Genomic DNA, 16101 nt, shown 5'->3' on the forward strand with positions numbered 1-16101 from the left:
CCTCTTTCTCAACGTCATTGAAAGTTTGCGTTGAGTTTTCTTTAAGCATAAAGGAAAAAGCTTGAATAAGCAGACTCTTAAGCCACTAAACTGATCGGTATCTCACAGATTATTTACTTTTTTTAAAGCAATAAGAGGGGCTAGATTTTATTTTTTAACTTTGTCTTGCAAAAATATTTCATAAAAGTCACGACTTTGTCATAATTTTTAAGCTAGGATGGAGGGGAAAGAGAAGAGAAAATATTATGAAAAGAACAAAAGAAATCACATCTATTACTCTGGCTCATATCAATGATACCCATTCTTATTTTGAGCCAACATCATTACAACTATCCTTAAATATCCATGATCACCCTCTGACACCTTTTGTCAGCGCTGGAGGGTTTGCTCGTATCGCTACGCGCATTCATCAACTCAGAGCAGACGCACAACGAATGAAGCGTGGTTTTATTTTTGTCCATGCGGGAGACTGCTTTCAAGGCACACTGTACTTTTCGTTATTCAAAGGTAAAGCAAATGCCGAGATGCTCAATGCTCTTGGTATTGATGCGATGACGCTAGGGAACCACGAATTGGATATGGGGAATGAGCCTGTTGCTCAATTTGCTAAACGCATTCATTTTCCATTGCTGGCAGGTAATTGGGATTTATCTCAAGAACGACAAGATAAACAATACCGTCTGTCCAGTAATCCGCAAGTGTATGCGTTTGATCCAGAGCAACAATGTGCCCGCTGGATTGTAAAAGAGGTTGATAACAGTCAAGTGGCTATTTTTGGTTTATCGTTGGATAAAATGGAAGAAATAGCGAACCCAGACGCTGATACGCCTTTTGTGTCATCACTCAATACGGCGAGAAAAACGGTTGAAGCGATTCAGCAATCAGGCATTAATAAAATTATTTTAGTGAGTCACTTAGGTTATGAAGCAGATAAAGAACTGGCTTCAAAGGTTGATGGGATCAGCCTCATTGTTGGTGGGCACAGCCATATACTACAAGGTGACTTTAGTGCGCTAGGGCTTTCAAAAGAGGAACCATATGGGCAATGGGTTAGTGGCACATATGTGGTTCAAGCTGGGTTATATGCATTGGCATTAGGGCATTGCCATATTGATTTTGATAAAGAGGGACGAGTGGTCAGTTTTGCTGGGCGAAATGAGTTACTACTGGGACGTCGTCTTTTCCTTGATGCCAGTATGAGTGAAGCGGGGAGCGATAGCGCTCACCTTGATGCTTGTGAGTATGTTAATAACCATCCCAATGTCGTGGTGTGTAAGAAAGATCCAGACGTTCATGGTATTTTACAGAATAAGTACATCCCCCGAGTTCGTGAGCTGCAACATCAAGTGATCGCACATGCCTCTGGAAAATTGCGTCATGTCCGAATTCCCGATGAAAATGGTCCAAGCCAACTTGCTCCATTAGTTGCGGAAGCGTTTACCTATGCGATGGAAAAGCGCGGATATCAGGTTCAGTTTGCCATTCATAATGCTGGTGGAGTGAGAACCTCACTTTTGCCGGGGGCAGTTTCTGTCGCTGATATTGCAGGTAAATTACTGCCATTTGCCGTTCCGATTGGGGTTTATAAAATTTCTGGATATGCACTTGCGCAAACCTTAGAAGGTGCAATCAATAATGCACTCAATAATGGTGTCGAAGGGACGGGTTCTGGTAGCTACCCTTATACGCATAACCTTTCTTTTGATTATCAAGCCGATAACCCGATAGGTGAGCGAATTCAAAATCTCGCTATTTTTATCGATGGGGCTTGGCACTCTGTCAATGCGGAGGGGAATTATTATGGCACATCATCAGCCTATACCATGAAAGGTAAAGAAGGCTATCATGCTCTAACGGCAATGAAAGGAGAAGGGAAGGTGACGAATGTCTCTATGGCTGACGCTTTTATTGAACTATTAACGGATAAACCCTATTTATTGACTCAAACAGCACAAAACCAAGCCGTCACTCAGTCAAACTAAGTTTGGCCCAACTTTTGCTTGTGTTTTTTATTACAAGGCAAAACATGAGTTTAGAGGGGCTAGATATGTGGAACTATTGGAGTGATATGCTGGCAATTGTTACTTGGATCAGTTTTTGGGCTGGGTTAGTCTATTTTCTACCATTAAGCTAAACCCATGTTTTGTCTCTGGACTAAATGAAATAACCATAGTAGAGTGGCGCTGTTTGGGGAGTAGTCGCCATTATGCTGTTTACTTGTCGTCATCACGTTAAGCTCTTAGCTTATCCGGCAAGTATAAATAGATAGGAATCATATCTATTTCGACGAGACCAACGCATCCATGCTGTTTTGTACAGCATAACTTGGTATGCGGAAGGTTTCGTTTTCTTATCTGAAACGTTGTTCTTCCGCTTATGGAGGAATTATGTCCCTAATGATTTACCTGATCTTTTCGGTTCTTACTTTATCCTTGGTTGCCGTGGATATTTGGCAAACTCGTGGCAATACCATTTCTTTAAAACGCGCATTGAGTTGGAGCTTTTTTTGGGTTCTGCTGGCTTTTATCTTTGCGGCGATCCTTTTCCTGTTCTGGGATATTTATTTACCGAACAGCGATTACAGCGCTTCACAAGCGACGCTGGCATTTCTAACCGGTTACCTATTAGAAAAGTCGCTCAGTATCGATAACTTATTTGTGTTCGCCATTATTTTTCATCAATACTTAGTGCCGGAGTCCCTTCGCCCAAGGGCACTGCTGTATGGGGTGATTGGCGCTTTAATTCTGCGTGCCGTGATGATTGTTATTGGGGCGCAACTATTGGCTCAATACCACTGGGTTTTGTATGTGTTTGCGGCTTTCTTAATTTGGACGGGGATTCAGCTTGCGCGAGAAAAACCACACACTGAACTTAACCCCTTTCCTGAACGGATGATGCGGCGGTGGTTTAACGTAACTCCGGATTATTCAGGACATGCCTTATTTGTTCGTCAACAGCATAGTTGGTGGGTGACCCCGATGTTTATTGTTGTGGGGATGATTGCTTGCATGGATGTTATGTTTGCTCTCGATTCCATTCCCGCTATCTTTGCTGTCACACGCGAACCCTTTTTGGTGTTAGCGGCCAATGTTTTTGCTCTGTTAGGGCTGCGTTCTTTGTACTTTGTTTTGCAGGGGATGATGGATAAGTTTATTTATTTAAAACCAGCGCTTGCATTCATCATGTTATTTATTGGTATCAAGATGCTCTTAGTCGGCTCACCATGGGAGATACCAACACCTATCTCTTTATTGATCTTACTGGGTACGATGTTGATTGCCATCATCGCCTCATTAATCAAAGGGCAAGCCATCAAGAATCACACTGCGATCAAAGTCGAAAAATAACATAATGAAGGTATTGTTAACAAAATAAACATGATGGTTTTTTATTCAAAGAATAGACAAGAGACTGATTAATTATTGGTAATAAATGGCTTATTGCTCAAAATATTGTTAACTATTTGTTTTATTAGTTTTATTCATTCGAAATGCCAAATTTTGTCATTTTGTAAATAGGAGGGCGTTGATTAAGATCTCGGCATGTAAGTGACCGGCTTATCAAGAGAGGCGACTATGGCACAAGTAATGCGTTTGGGATCAGCTTCAGCTCCCACCTCTATGGATAAAAAAACCTATACGGTTAACTTCAAAGGATTGATTGCTCACTTTATTGATATTCTTTTTGTCGAATCACATTCGGCACATTGTTATCATGCTGGGGAATTGTCTCCTCATATACAAAGAGATATTGGTTTAATGCGCTAATTAAAAAAGCCGACATCTACGTCGGCTTTTGTTTGTTAAAGCGGTATGATTACTTTTTGCGACAATATTCCGCGATAATGAACATGGTTTGTCCATTCACTTTACCTTGGATATGTTTAGGATCATCGGTTAGAGCAATGCCACGGACAGCCGTACCTTGTTTGATAATCATGCTTGAACCTTTGACGGGTAAGTCTTTAATCACCGTGACGTCATCACCTTTTTTCAGTTCAACACCGTTCACATCACGTGGTTTCTCTTCGTCATCATTCATGCCTATTTCAGCCCATTTTTGGACTTCTTCATCCATGTACATCATATCGAGTAAATCTTGTCCCCAACCTTTAGTCGCAGATAAGCGTTTGAGTTGACGCCAAGCAAGTACTTGAACCGCAGGAACTTGGCTCCACATACTGTCATTAAGACAGCGCCAGTGGTTAATTTCTGCAGATTCAGGATCTTCAATTTGATCTTTACAGGTTGAACACAGCATCACAGCATGGTCAACCGTCACTTGAGTGTGTGGTGAAACCACATATGGAGAAAGCGCTGACTCTGAAGAGCAGAGTTCACATTTAGATTCACAGCGTTCGAGTAAAGTAGCTTCAGTAGACATCGTCCCCACCTTGTAAAATGAATTTCGCGGGTATTATCCACTTTATGCACAAAATTTAAAGGGATATAACCAAATGAGCTATAAATAACCATCATTTTTGACTATTTAATGGCAATTGGGGGCGGAAACAGAATAATTTGGCAAACTCTGCATCGTCTTATTCAAATCAGCAATACGCGTATCATGCGAAGGATGAGTCGAAAGGAGTTCGGGCGGCTGAGAACCGTTTGATGCTTTGGCCATATTTCGCCATAACGCAATACTCTCTTTTGGGTCAAAACCGGCTTTTGCCATCAGTTCTAACCCTAATATATCGGCTTCAGACTCTTGACGGCGGCCATAAGGCAAAATAACACCATATTGCACACCCACGCCTAAAGCCGCCATAGTCAGATCTCGATATTGTCCATATTCAGAAGCTCCAATAGCAAAATCGGTCACTTGTAACCCCACATTCGCTAATTGAGATTGTGATAAGCGTTCATTGCTGTGGTTAGCAAGTACATGCGCAAGCTCGTGACCAATAACGGTCGCTAATTGATCTTGATTGACAGCCACATTTAGTAATCCAGTATAAATGCCTATTTTTCCACCAGGGAGAGCAAAAGCATTCACCTGTTTACTATCAAAAACAACAACTTCCCACGAATCAAATCCAGCTTGCTTTGGAACTTGAGCGATGATTGCGTTGGCAACACACTGAACATAAGCATTGGTTTTTCTATCTTGGCTGATGGGGATCTCTTTTTTCATCTGCTCAAAAGATTGCGCACCTAAGCTACTCATTTCAGTATTTGAAAAAAGCAACAGTTGATTTCTCCCTGTTGGAGAAGCGCTACAAGCCACTAAGCTCATCGAGGTGATAAAGCAGCTAAAAGCTTTCATCCATGGTCGCATTGAGATCTCCTTGAAGGTAATGACAGTCAGTGATTAAAATTTGAAATGTGGCAACAAAATAGGGTAGAGGTATTCTACTTCTCCTCAATAGAGGAAATCGAGGACCGAGTGCCTTGATGTAGTATAATCGATCTCCTCATTTCAATCACTGATCAATATAGGACACCTATGGCAATCTGGAAAAAATCCATCAGCTTAGAGAGCTTAAATGCCACATCAAAAAATACGCTGATGGAACACCTCAATATTATTTATACCGAAATTACCGATACCACTATTAGCGCGACGATGCCTGTCTGCTCTTTTACCCATCAGCCATTGGGAATGCTACATGGCGGTGCTTCTGTAGTTTTAGCGGAAACGTTAGGCTCTATTGCCGCTAATTTTTGTGTAGACGAAACCCGTTATTGTGTTGGGTTAGATATTAACGCTAATCATATTCGAGCGGTGCGTGAAGGAATGGTCATAGGTACAGCGCGCCCCATCCATTTAGGTGTTTCCACTCAAGTCTGGCAAATAGAAATTACGGATGAGAGAGAACGGCTCGTGTGTACTAGCCGTTTAACCATGGCGGTGAAACAATCCCGCTCTCAACATGTAGCCAAGCATGAGTCTTAACGTATGGTGATTGAATTTAAAAGCGGAAAAATCATTGTAACGGCCCATGAAATTCTTATTCGTATAGATGGAGAACACGGCCTATCATTACACGCCGTCAAAGATGCCGTAAGTTTAATATCGGCGGCCAATGTTGTCGTGGCCCATGGTAGTGAAACAAAATGGTCACTTAAGTTAGACAACGCTCAGCAATTACAAGAACTGGCTCAAGTACTAGGGTGTGATATTGCTTAAAGATTACGGTAGATCACTTGCGAAAAGATCTATAAATAGGGAAACTGAAGTGATTTTTCACCATGGTAAGTTTCCCCTTTATGAGCAGCCCTCGACTACGCGTTCAGTTTGAGACACTTTTTGAACATTTCAATGGCCAAAATGTAGAAACTCAACTTGAAGATCTCACCGATATTCTCTTTTGTACGCGACGTAATGCGCGCATTGTACTGAATAAAATGGAAGAAGAGGGCTGGATAGAGTGGCACCCTGCGGCGGGAAGAGGGAAGCTATCTCAGCTGATCTTTAAGCGAAGTCGAACGGATGTTAGTGAAAATTTAGCACGTCGATACTTACAAGAAGGGAAAATCGGCCAAGCATTATCTGTGCTTGATCAAGATGCGGCCAAATTAACTCAAGTTATCCAAAGCTATTTAGGGGTGCAGCATCAAGAGGGGCAACAGGTCGTTCGCCTTCCTTACTATCGACCGCTTTCTATGCTTAACCCAACGAAACCAATGCGCCGCTCAGAGCTGCATATCGCACGGCAGATCTACAGTGGATTAACTCGTTTAGATGAAGAAGAGCAGATCCAAGCAGATTTAGCGCATCACTGGCAAGCGCTTAGCTCTGTTCACTGGCGATTCTACATACGTTCAGGCGTTCGATTTCATAATGGCGAACCATTAACGACCGACGTTGTTGTACAAAGTTTATGGCAACTTCGGCTAGTTAACTTATTTTCCCATATTGAACGTGTAACTTCGCCAGAAGCTTGGGTGGTTGACATTCATCTTGCTAAACCCGACTATCACTTGCCTCTACTACTGGCTGAATCTTGTGCAAAAATTTTATTGCCCGAAGCGATGCGCTCCGATGACTTTGATTTAATGCCAATTGGTAGTGGACCTTATAAAGTCATGGTAAACGATGAAAAGCGGTTAATTTTACAAGCCTTTGATGGTTATTTTGGATTTCGTCCCTTACTCGATAGGGTGGAAGTATGGGTGATTGATGAAGTGCATTCATCGATGGTATTTCCAAGCCTAGCGCATCCAATAAAGAGTCAGCGAGGGTCTTTTACCGAAGATGTCGACCTTGATCCTGGCTGTACATATTTACTCCTCAATCGTCGCAAAGGGTTAGCGGCAGATGAACGGTGGGCGAGTTATTTTCAAAATAAACTCAGTACATTAAATTTATTTCGTTTATTACCTGAAGAAAAAGTCGTTGAGCTCGGTGTTTTGCCAGCGTATGGCTTAAAGCCGGGGTGGTATCATCAAACCTCTAACGATACGACGATTTTACCACCGGAACCGAGAGTCGTAACAGTGGCTTATCATGCTCAGCATCCCATGTTTCCAACCTTAGCCAAGGTGATTCAACAAATCCTTAAAGCCGATGGTATTGACGTGAATTTCATAAAGTATGAACTGACGGTTGAAGATGTTGAACACGTGGATGTTTGGATAAAAGCGATGGGAATCGCCAATCATAGGGAAGAGGCTTTAGCAGGCTGGCTACTCAACTATTCTGATATTGAGCATATGAGCCAAAGTAATGATTTTAATGGATGGTCTGAACTTGTCGACCAATGGCGGGCAGAAGAGGGAGGCTGTTTTCCTGCAAAAGAGCTTGGTAAGTCGCTCATAGAGAAACAACAAATTATTCCAATGTTTCACTGTTGGCTTGGCGTTAGTAAAGATCAATGCGGATCATTACAAAATGCTAAATGCAATGCGCTAGGGTGGTTTGATTTTAGCCAAGTCTGGGTTAAACCCGATATTGAAACCGAATCACCATAAAGGACACCACCTTAATGGTGTTATCTGATGGTACGATATTAATAAATCAGGCATACTGATTATCACAACCTATTGGTTATTCTATAAAAAAGAGGATCTCGGTTTTGCAAAGTCCAATCACATTAGAAGCCTTGCATATTCTTGATGCTATTGATCGCCGAGGCAGTTTTGCTGCCGCGGCCAATGAACTGAATCGAGCACCTAGTTCTTTGAGTTATCAAATTCAAAAACTGGAACAAGATCTCGATATGATGATTTTTGACCGTTCAGGCCATAAGGCCAATTTTACAGAAGCTGGTACACTGATCCTTGAGCGAGGAAGAATGATTCTTTCTGCAGCGGAAAAATTAGTGAATGATGCAACATTGTTAGCCAATGGCTGGGAACTCGATATTACTCTCGCTTTTGATGGGATTATTCCAATCGCCAATTTTTTTCCTTTAGTTGAAGCGCTTGGCAATGTCAGTAAAACCCGAATTCGTCTACAAGAAGAAATTTTGGCGGGATGTTGGGAATCTCTGGCGACGGATCGGGCTGATCTTCTTATCTGTCCCAAAATTGAAACGCTTCCTCAAGATGTCAAAGCAGAATCTCTTGGAAAAATAACCATGGTCTGGGTCGCAGCGAATGAACATTATGTTCATAAACGTCGAGGGGCTTTTGATGAGGAAGCGCGTCAAAAATATCGGGTGATTGCTATTGCAGATACCGCACGAGAACAGCCCGCTATGAGTGTGAACATTTTGCAAAAACAGCCTCGTTTAACCGTGACAAATTTTAATGCCAAATGCCAGGCCTTAGTTGATGGGTTAGGAATTGGAACACTACCACTCAGTGTTGCTGAACCTTTGATTGCTAGTGGGCAATTGAAAATTATTGAAGGCAGTGAAGATAAGCAGATAGATATCATTTTAGCTTGGCGACGAAATAAAATAGGTGAAGCCAAATCCTGGTGTATACAATATCTCAAAAAGAACTGGCAGTGGGGTAAATAGCAAGCAAATGAGAACAGGGCTAATGCCATTCGGAAAGCCCTGATTAATTTAAGAGATGGCTATGGCTGAGGGAATAATGGCAACACCATATCGGCCTCACCATCCTCGAAATGAATGTCGACAGTAAACCCCATTTTTTGTGCCAATGTTAACATACCTCGGTTACTTGGCATCGTCATTCCGGATAATTGTAAGGTTCCCTTCGCTTTACAGTAATCAATGATTTTGCTCATCAAAATCGTTCCCAAACCTTTACCTTTGAGATCTGAGCGAATTAAGATAGCAAACTCTGCGTCACTGTTTTCATGATTAATGAGTGCTCGAGAAACGCCGATGATCTCCAGCTTATCTTGTTGATGTCTGATCGCCACAAAAGCCATTTCTCGGTCATAATCGATTTGAGTGAGGTTAGCGAGAGCTTCATGATTAAATTCGCCGACATCAGAGAAAAAGCGTTTATAGAGATCTTCTTTCGAGACATGTTGAATAAATTCAGCATGCAAAGGCTCATCTTCCGGCAAAATAGGTCGTAGAGTGAGCACTTCTCCATCTTTAGCGGTAACCGTTTCCACTAATTCTGAAGGGTATGGGCGAATCGCTAGCCGGCTCTGAGCATCACCGGCAAAACGTTTCAAGGTCAGATCTGCATCTAAAATAGTAAATTGACGACCATTAACTAAGACAGGGTGAATATCCAACTCGTACACTTGTGGACAATCAACCACTATCTGAGAAATGCGGACCAAAAACTCAGAAAGTCCATTGATATCGATGGGGACGGGTTGTTTTTGCAGTCGAATTTTTCCACTGCGAATGGCTCTGACAATCAAATAACGAGCAAGTGTCATATTCAGTGGAGGCAAAGCTGCCTCTGCATCAATAGATTCATCCCATTCAGAGCCACCTTGACCAAGTAAAATAACAGGGCCAAATGTAGAGTCATGCTTTACTTTGATTCTTAGCTCTTCTCCTCCCGCTAATCTGGCCATAGCTTGAACAAGCAATCCATGAATGCGCGCCGAAGGGTAGGAGACTTGGGTTCGGTCAAGGATCGCTTGCGCCGCATTCGCTACTTCACTGCTGTTACGTAGATTAAGCATCACACCTTGCACATCGGACTTATGAGCAATGTCCGGAGAACGTAATTTTACCGCAACAGGGTAACCAATGGTTTCGGCAATATGAACAGCTTCACTACTATCGGAAGCAATCCAAGTCGGTAAGACATTAAAATGGAAAAATTTAAAGAAAGATCCAATTTGATGCGTGTCGAGCTGGATAGACTCTTGCTCGACTAAATGCTCTTCAATCCAAGCTTTTGCGCTGGTCACTTCAGAGGAATGTACCGCTTCTGAAGTACTCGGGGTTTCCATTAAATGTTTTTGATTTCGCCGGTACTCAACAAGGTGCATGAAAGCGACAATCGCACTTTCTGGTGTTCTATACGTTGGGATCCCCGCTTGAGTAAAAATCTGTCTAGCCGGTCTTGCGGTAAGCTCACCCGACCAATTGGTCAGAATATTAAATCGACGTGCTCGAGGGTGATTTTTAATGACATCGACAACAGCTTGAGCGGTTTGCTCTGAATGGGCGATGGCAGAAGGAGAGTGCATAATTAAAATGGCATCGACATTATCACTCTCTAGCACCGCGTTTAATGCTTTAACATAGCGTAAATCATCGGCGTCACCAACGATATCTACCGGATTACTATGAGACCAGCTAGAAGGGAGAAATTGGTTCAGTGTGTTATAAACATCGGGAGTGAGTTCTGCCAGCTTTCCCCCTCGTTCGAGCAAAGTATCAATCGCCATAATCGCTGGGCCACCGCCATTGGTAATAATAGCAAGCCTTTCCCCTCGAAGAGGTACAGCGTGGGTCAGCGTTTCTACGGCAGCAAACAATTCGTGAGTATTATTTACCCGTAGCATTCCCGTGCGTCGAATGGCTGAATCATAAATACTATCGAGCGTGTCATCGCCGCCAGTATGCCGTTGCGCTGCTTTTCGTCCTGCGGCTGTTCTCCCTCCTTTTAAAACTAAGATTCGTCGGTTACGAGATGCGGCACGAGCCGCTGATAAAAAACGGCGCGCATCTTTTATGGTATCGACATAAAGTAAAATTGCGTCGGTATGTCTATCCGTACTTAGGCAATTGAGCAGATCAGAAAAATCAATATCACTCGCATTGCCTAGTGATACAAAAGCAGAGAAACCAATTTGTTTATCATTGGCCCAATCTAGAATGGTGGTACAGACGGCTGCAGATTGAGAAATAAAAGCAATATTGCCTTTCAGTGCCGTGACTGGGGAAAATGAACCGTTGAAATGACACCATGGAAGTATTAAACCTAAGCTATTCGGGCCAAGCACTCTCATTCCAGCCTGCTTTGCGATAGTCAGACATTGTTGCTGTATTTCATGCTCTTGAGCATCGTTTTCATACATATCTGCCGATAAAACAACGACACAAGCAACCCCTTTTTCTGCTAGTTGCCGGAAAAGCGAGACATTGCGTGAAGCATGAGTACAAAGGATCGCAATATCAGGGACAACTGGAAGTGACTCAATCGTTTTATAAGCAAGGACGCCACATACAGAAGGATAGTAGGGAGTAACCGGCATGATTGCACCATCAAAACCGCCTTGTAGGAGGTTTTTCATCACAATATTTCCAGCTCGATGAGAACGAATGGATGCACCAATAACGGCAACTGAGGTAGGGCTGAGCAACTGACTTAAATTATTCATAGTTCTAACACCGTAAGTGGGATTCAAAAACCACTTTGTTTGTAGATGAATAGATCAAAAGTGCGCGAGACGGCTCTATCCTAGAGACTTTTTCATTCTTCTGTTGACGTATTTCGCATTGATGTGATCGTAGCAGCATAATATGAAGACAAGTTTGTGCCATAAATCACAGGATATACTGAGATTATCACAGAGGATGCTTGATTCTGAGCGCAGCTATCGGCATGATTTACATTACTTTCTACTTAGAGTGTTATGAGTCCATGAAAAACGTTGTTATCGTTAGCCTGTCACTGCTTCTCGCAGCCTGCGCTTCAGAGAGTTACATCACTGATGTAACAACCCAAAGTCATACCGAAGAATTTGCGGTAGCCGATGTCCCTAAACCGGTTGTTTCTGCGCAGGGAACCGCTGAAGGCATCTCTGAACAAAACGTCGAAATGAATGTGATAAAAATGGCGCCCGCAGAAGAGAAGAAAGTGGTCAGAATCAGCCCACAAAGCCCAGCAAAACCCGCCGTAACGATTACACCGCCTACAGAGAAACAAATTGCGATGAACCCTCGTTACGGCTTTACAATCCAAGTGGTCGCCGTGGGCTCACAAAATAAAGTCGACCAATTTGCTAATCAGCTTCCTAAAGGGGAGCAACCCATTTGGGAAAACTATAAAGTGGTGAATGGGACAAAATGGTATACCGTGCTTTATGGTGACTACGCAAGCCGAGATGAAGCGGCTCAGGCCATTCAAACGCTTCCTGCTGAGTTTCAAACGTTAAAACCATTTGTAAAAAGTATCGATAGCATCAAAAGCTCTGATTATCCCACGTTAAACAAATTAAATTAGCGTAGGGTGTTTCATCTCAACCAATGATCAATTCAATGAGGGGGCTTTATGCCCCTTTATTGTTTGCTTTCTAAACAGTTAAAACATGATCCTACGATTAGTTCATCTCAATAGTGCACGTACGCCTTGAATTGTCTATCATAGGGTAAGTTTTTAGAAAACCAATTTGGTTCCACGGAAAAGATTAATGACAAAGACCACTATTTTACTTCTGTGCGGTGGAGGCTCGTCAGAACATGAAGTCTCTTTAGTTTCGGCTAATTACTTACAACAGCAACTTATACTTACTCCTGACTTTGATGTCATTCGCGTTGAAATGAAACCTACAGGCTGGTTCACTGAATCGGAGGAGATCGTTTTTCTTGATACCAATACCGCATCACTGAATGCAGAACATTGGTCCAAGAAAATAGATTTTGTTATTCCTTGCATTCATGGTTATCCCGGTGAAACCGGTGATATTCAATCTATGCTTGAATTAGCAGGCATTCCGTATTTAGGCTGTGGCCCAGAAGCGAGCTCCAACAGTTTTAACAAAATCACCTCTAAGCTCTGGTATGACGCTTTAGGTATCCCTAATACGCCTTATCTTTTTCTTACCGAAAATAGCGTTGAAAGCAAACAAAGCGCAGAGCAAGCTTTTGAAAAGTGGGGAGCCTTATTCATTAAAGCGGCAAGGCAGGGCTCTTCGGTGGGATGCTATAAAGTGACTGAGTTTGATCAAGTCAGTCAAGCGGTGGAATCAGCGTTTCACTATTCAGAACAAGTTCTTGTTGAACAAGCGGTAAAACCTCGGGAATTAGAAGTGGCCGCGTATGAATTAGACGGTACGCTTTATATTTCCAAACCAGGGGAAATTATTGCACCAGATGATGCTTTTTATAGTTATGATGAAAAATATAGCGCCGATAGCCATTCCAAAACGGAAGTGGAAGCTCAAAACCTGACAGAACAACAGCAAACATTCATTCATCTTTATGCCAAAAAAGTGTTTACACACATGAAGTTAAGGCACCTTTCTCGAATCGATTTCTTTCTGACAGAACAAGGTCATATTTACCTTAATGAGGTTAATACTTTTCCAGGAATGACGCCTATCTCTATGTTCCCCAAAATGCTTGAGCATAATGGGCATAAATTTAGCGAGTTTTTAGCTGATTGTATTCATCAATCACTTATTCCTACCACTTAAAATGAGCAAACATTAGCTCGCCTATTTCTGCGGTGTCAACTGATCTCAATATTGATTTGGCACTGCAGTTAACCCACGGTCAATGGCCGAATTTTTTGCTTTATTTCCTTGTCTAACACGCGGTTTAGCGGTATCAATACCAAGTGAATCACTAGAGGAAGCGCATTATAAGTTTGTTATTTATAGACAAATATACTTGCGAACCCGTCAGATACAATTATCATTTACCTATTAACCACAAAAATAAGCAGATCTCTATGGCGATAGCAACTTACCGAGGATTTACTTTGAAGTCGGCACCAAACTCAGCCGATATCTGGCAAGTCAAAATCAAAACTCATGTCTTAACGGGAAACATGGCTGCTGTTAAAAAGAGTATTGATTGGTGGTGTGATACTGCCGCTATTATTGATCCCAGCGAGTTTGAATCAGTGGGAAGGAAACGGGAAGGAGAGCTTAAAGCAACTCAAGAACAATTTAATGGTTTTACCTTAAAAAATGACACAGGAGAACCTAACGCATGGTATTGCTTTTTCAATGGCCGCTTAATTAAAGGCTCAAAAGTTGCTATTCAAAAACATATCGAAGCTCATCTTCTCGCAAAGCAAAAAACAGAAACTCAACTAAGAAAGTAAGCATTCTATGACATTGGTATACTCGACTGAAACAGGCCGTATTCAACCGGAACCAGAAAAAAAATCACGCCCCCAAGGTGATGGTATTGTTCGTATCCATAAAGAAACTAAAGGACGTAAAGGAAAAGGGGTTTCAATCATTAAAGGGTTAGATCTTGATGATACGCCATTGAAATTGCTCGCAGCAGAACTGAAAAAAAGCTGCGGTTGTGGCGGTTCAATCAAAGATGGAGAGATAGAGATTCAAGGAGATATGCGAGAAAAAATCAAACAATTATTAGAAAAGAAAGGCTTTACGGTGAAACTCGCTGGAGGCTAAATCCTCATAGTTCGAGCTTAACGAACTGTCAGAAAAAAGGGCATATAGTAAGAAGCTCTTTTTTATCGGGTTTTAATTTAACATAATATACGTAATGCGCACTGTGATGTTGAGTTTTAACATTTCCACATTCTTCCCACTGTCATAAGAATTTTCCTTTAAATTTAAAGAATACATTCATATTTTCAGTTGATGATGGTTTCTATATTACCACAAGTGCTTTTCTTCAATTTGAATTCTAATTATGTACTCAGGTTGTTGATAAGGATACCGCTTTCCTATCTTGATGTGCCGTTTGATTTCACGACATTGATTTGATGAACCTGTTGACGTAATTTTTCTTACTTCCGCTTGATTGTCAGTGATATGACGCATATAGAGGAATACATCACAGTAACCAGACAATGCAAACTGGTTCTTTTTTAGGCTCTTGATCAGTTGATGCTTAATTTTGTTTGCTGTTGGGTTATGTTCTGCATCATCCGCAAAAACTGGCATCACCATAGCACTCAATATTAACCCCACTAAAATCGATTGTTTATCCATGACATACTCCTAATCACAACGTGACTAGAGCATACAGGGTTTATTTAACCGCGTTAGTTTGATTAGGTCAGAGTTCGACAAAGTTAATAAGAAAATGTAATTAGTGATGCTACTCAGTTTATATGTTTAGTGACTTTTCTTTACTTTTCCTCTGCTTTTAAAACCTTGATGAGGGAAAACATTACGGATACGCTGCTGAACCTTTTTAGGTACGGCTTTAGAGAAAGTCAGTTTCATCCCTGCTCTTTGATGATAAACCTTCATTTCACCATCAAAAGGGGTCGATTCTGCAATATCAGTTACATTGTGCTTAAAGGTTGGAGGGAAATGCCCTTTAGAAGCAATAATTTGACCTGCTTTAAACTTTACTTTTAAAACGGGACGATCAACGGCAACTAACCAGAAAATGACAATACCAGCAATGATAATGGTGTAAAGCATATTAATTTATCCTAATTTGATAACAATTTACTTAAGTCTTCTTTTAAGCTGTTTACCGCTCGGCTGGCTTTTTCACTGCGTGATGCTTCACTCAATAAATATTCAATTGCATCAGATAAAGTACAACCAAGTTCATTTGCTCTTAATGATAATTTTTCCCAGACTCGATAATCCAAATCAATCGATTTCTTACGAGTATGAAGCTGCTCTGCATTAAAATGTCGCTTACGTTTCGCTCTGATTGCTTGTTTAAGCTTGTTATCTAACGTAATGGCCATATGCTGCTCAATCCAATCAAGGACTAAGGTCGGCTCATGTTCAAGTGATTTAAGCTGTAGAATGGCAGTTTCAGCGACACTTCGATCAATGTGGCGCGTAATGGCTTCACCATCTTTCCATTTTTTCATCAAGTACTGCCACTTCCAACCACATTCCAGATTTTCGAGCTGTTGATATTTCATT

General features: G+C 41.7%; 17 protein-coding genes. 11 read left to right on the forward strand and 6 right to left on the reverse strand.

The window, feature by feature from the left end; all coding sequences use genetic code 11:
- The first annotated feature begins 245 nt into the window (after positions 1 to 245).
- The 3 genes from B5D54_RS03525 (at position 246) to B5D54_RS03535 (ending at position 3767) form a co-directional block, all read left to right on the forward strand.
- A complete protein-coding gene (locus B5D54_RS03525) occupies positions 246 to 1982 on the forward strand; it encodes a bifunctional metallophosphatase/5'-nucleotidase (protein WP_078925098.1) in 1737 nt (578 codons plus the stop codon).
- 405 nt (positions 1983 to 2387) lie between these two features.
- Positions 2388 to 3347 (forward strand): TerC/Alx family metal homeostasis membrane protein, encoded by a 960-nt coding sequence (locus tag B5D54_RS03530; protein ID WP_078925099.1) that lies wholly within the window; start codon positions 2388 to 2390, stop codon positions 3345 to 3347.
- Positions 3348 to 3575: 228 nt separating this feature from the next.
- The gene (locus B5D54_RS03535) at positions 3576 to 3767 is read left to right on the forward strand and encodes a hypothetical protein (RefSeq protein WP_078925100.1); all 192 of its coding nucleotides are present in this window, start codon (positions 3576 to 3578) and stop codon (positions 3765 to 3767) included.
- Between the two features lie 49 nt (positions 3768 to 3816).
- Here B5D54_RS03535 and B5D54_RS03540 read toward each other — a convergent pair whose 3' ends face one another.
- Positions 3817 to 4383 carry a PhnA domain-containing protein gene (locus B5D54_RS03540; protein WP_078925101.1) on the reverse strand — a complete coding sequence of 189 codons (567 nt, stop codon included), beginning with the start codon at positions 4381 to 4383 and terminating at the stop codon, positions 3817 to 3819.
- A gap of 105 nt (positions 4384 to 4488) precedes the next feature.
- Positions 4489 to 5280: a M48 family metallopeptidase gene (locus tag B5D54_RS03545; RefSeq protein ID WP_078925102.1), complete on the reverse strand. Its 792-nt coding sequence runs from the start codon at positions 5278 to 5280 to the stop codon at positions 4489 to 4491.
- Between the two features lie 168 nt (positions 5281 to 5448).
- Here B5D54_RS03545 and B5D54_RS03550 point away from each other — a divergent pair, with 168 nt between their 5' ends.
- The 4 genes from B5D54_RS03550 to B5D54_RS03565 all read left to right on the forward strand — a co-directional run bounded on the left by B5D54_RS03550 (position 5449) and on the right by B5D54_RS03565 (position 8911).
- A complete protein-coding gene (locus tag B5D54_RS03550; protein WP_078925103.1) occupies positions 5449 to 5898 on the forward strand; it encodes a hotdog fold thioesterase in 450 nt (149 codons plus the stop codon).
- 3 nt (positions 5899 to 5901) lie between these two features.
- Entirely contained in the window at positions 5902 to 6132 is a 231-nt protein-coding gene (locus B5D54_RS03555) for a DUF3389 family protein (RefSeq protein ID WP_078925104.1), read from the forward strand.
- Positions 6133 to 6212: 80 nt separating this feature from the next.
- The gene (locus B5D54_RS03560; RefSeq protein ID WP_078925105.1) at positions 6213 to 7916 is read left to right on the forward strand and encodes an SgrR family transcriptional regulator; all 1704 of its coding nucleotides are present in this window, start codon (positions 6213 to 6215) and stop codon (positions 7914 to 7916) included.
- 104 nt (positions 7917 to 8020) lie between these two features.
- Positions 8021 to 8911: a LysR family transcriptional regulator gene (locus B5D54_RS03565; RefSeq protein WP_078925106.1), complete on the forward strand. Its 891-nt coding sequence runs from the start codon at positions 8021 to 8023 to the stop codon at positions 8909 to 8911.
- A 59-nt stretch (positions 8912 to 8970) separates the two neighbouring features.
- Here the strand turns inward: B5D54_RS03565 and B5D54_RS03570 are convergent, their stop codons facing one another.
- Positions 8971 to 11661, reverse strand: a complete 2691-nt coding sequence (locus B5D54_RS03570; RefSeq protein WP_078925107.1) for a bifunctional acetate--CoA ligase family protein/GNAT family N-acetyltransferase — start codon at positions 11659 to 11661, stop codon at positions 8971 to 8973.
- A gap of 263 nt (positions 11662 to 11924) precedes the next feature.
- Here B5D54_RS03570 and B5D54_RS03575 point away from each other — a divergent pair, with 263 nt between their 5' ends.
- The 4 genes from B5D54_RS03575 (at position 11925) to yciH (ending at position 14652) form a co-directional block, all read left to right on the forward strand.
- The gene (locus tag B5D54_RS03575) at positions 11925 to 12506 is read left to right on the forward strand and encodes an SPOR domain-containing protein (RefSeq protein ID WP_078925108.1); all 582 of its coding nucleotides are present in this window, start codon (positions 11925 to 11927) and stop codon (positions 12504 to 12506) included.
- 187 nt (positions 12507 to 12693) lie between these two features.
- Positions 12694 to 13698: a D-alanine--D-alanine ligase gene (locus B5D54_RS03580; protein WP_078925109.1), complete on the forward strand. Its 1005-nt coding sequence runs from the start codon at positions 12694 to 12696 to the stop codon at positions 13696 to 13698.
- Between the two features lie 257 nt (positions 13699 to 13955).
- The gene (locus B5D54_RS03585; protein WP_078925110.1) at positions 13956 to 14333 is read left to right on the forward strand and encodes a DUF3319 domain-containing protein; all 378 of its coding nucleotides are present in this window, start codon (positions 13956 to 13958) and stop codon (positions 14331 to 14333) included.
- Positions 14334 to 14340: 7 nt separating this feature from the next.
- Positions 14341 to 14652 (forward strand): stress response translation initiation inhibitor YciH, encoded by a 312-nt coding sequence (gene yciH, locus B5D54_RS03590; RefSeq protein WP_078925111.1) that lies wholly within the window; start codon positions 14341 to 14343, stop codon positions 14650 to 14652.
- 207 nt (positions 14653 to 14859) lie between these two features.
- Here yciH and B5D54_RS03595 read toward each other — a convergent pair whose 3' ends face one another.
- From B5D54_RS03595 to matP, 3 genes are all read right to left on the reverse strand, one after another.
- A complete protein-coding gene (locus tag B5D54_RS03595) occupies positions 14860 to 15198 on the reverse strand; it encodes a hypothetical protein (RefSeq protein ID WP_078925112.1) in 339 nt (112 codons plus the stop codon).
- Positions 15199 to 15324: 126 nt separating this feature from the next.
- On the reverse strand, positions 15325 to 15639 hold the full coding sequence (locus tag B5D54_RS03600; RefSeq protein ID WP_078925113.1) for a DUF3634 family protein: 315 nt from the start codon (positions 15637 to 15639) through the stop codon (positions 15325 to 15327).
- A gap of 11 nt (positions 15640 to 15650) precedes the next feature.
- Positions 15651 to 16100 carry a macrodomain Ter protein MatP gene (gene matP, locus B5D54_RS03605; protein ID WP_078925114.1) on the reverse strand — a complete coding sequence of 150 codons (450 nt, stop codon included), beginning with the start codon at positions 16098 to 16100 and terminating at the stop codon, positions 15651 to 15653.
- Position 16101: the final 1 nt, after the last annotated feature.

The organism is Vibrio cincinnatiensis DSM 19608, from assembly GCF_900167345.1.
Taxonomy (GTDB): domain Bacteria; phylum Pseudomonadota; class Gammaproteobacteria; order Enterobacterales; family Vibrionaceae; genus Vibrio; species Vibrio cincinnatiensis.

Coding starts and splice junctions, on each gene's coding strand:
- B5D54_RS03525 (WP_078925098.1), top strand. CDS start 246: ATGAAAAGAACAAAAGAAATCACATCTATTACTCTGGCTCATATCAAT.
- B5D54_RS03530 (WP_078925099.1), top strand. CDS start 2,388: ATGTCCCTAATGATTTACCTGATCTTTTCGGTTCTTACTTTATCCTTG.
- B5D54_RS03535 (WP_078925100.1), top strand. CDS start 3,576: ATGGCACAAGTAATGCGTTTGGGATCAGCTTCAGCTCCCACCTCTATG.
- B5D54_RS03540 (WP_078925101.1), bottom strand. CDS start 4,383: ATGTCTACTGAAGCTACTTTACTCGAACGCTGTGAATCTAAATGTGAA.
- B5D54_RS03545 (WP_078925102.1), bottom strand. CDS start 5,280: ATGCGACCATGGATGAAAGCTTTTAGCTGCTTTATCACCTCGATGAGC.
- B5D54_RS03550 (WP_078925103.1), top strand. CDS start 5,449: ATGGCAATCTGGAAAAAATCCATCAGCTTAGAGAGCTTAAATGCCACA.
- B5D54_RS03555 (WP_078925104.1), top strand. CDS start 5,902: ATGGTGATTGAATTTAAAAGCGGAAAAATCATTGTAACGGCCCATGAA.
- B5D54_RS03560 (WP_078925105.1), top strand. CDS start 6,213: ATGAGCAGCCCTCGACTACGCGTTCAGTTTGAGACACTTTTTGAACAT.
- B5D54_RS03570 (WP_078925107.1), bottom strand. CDS start 11,661: ATGAATAATTTAAGTCAGTTGCTCAGCCCTACCTCAGTTGCCGTTATT.
- B5D54_RS03575 (WP_078925108.1), top strand. CDS start 11,925: ATGAAAAACGTTGTTATCGTTAGCCTGTCACTGCTTCTCGCAGCCTGC.
- B5D54_RS03580 (WP_078925109.1), top strand. CDS start 12,694: ATGACAAAGACCACTATTTTACTTCTGTGCGGTGGAGGCTCGTCAGAA.
- B5D54_RS03585 (WP_078925110.1), top strand. CDS start 13,956: ATGGCGATAGCAACTTACCGAGGATTTACTTTGAAGTCGGCACCAAAC.
- yciH (WP_078925111.1), top strand. CDS start 14,341: ATGACATTGGTATACTCGACTGAAACAGGCCGTATTCAACCGGAACCA.
- B5D54_RS03595 (WP_078925112.1), bottom strand. CDS start 15,198: ATGGATAAACAATCGATTTTAGTGGGGTTAATATTGAGTGCTATGGTG.
- B5D54_RS03600 (WP_078925113.1), bottom strand. CDS start 15,639: ATGCTTTACACCATTATCATTGCTGGTATTGTCATTTTCTGGTTAGTT.
- matP (WP_078925114.1), bottom strand. CDS start 16,100: ATGAAATATCAACAGCTCGAAAATCTGGAATGTGGTTGGAAGTGGCAG.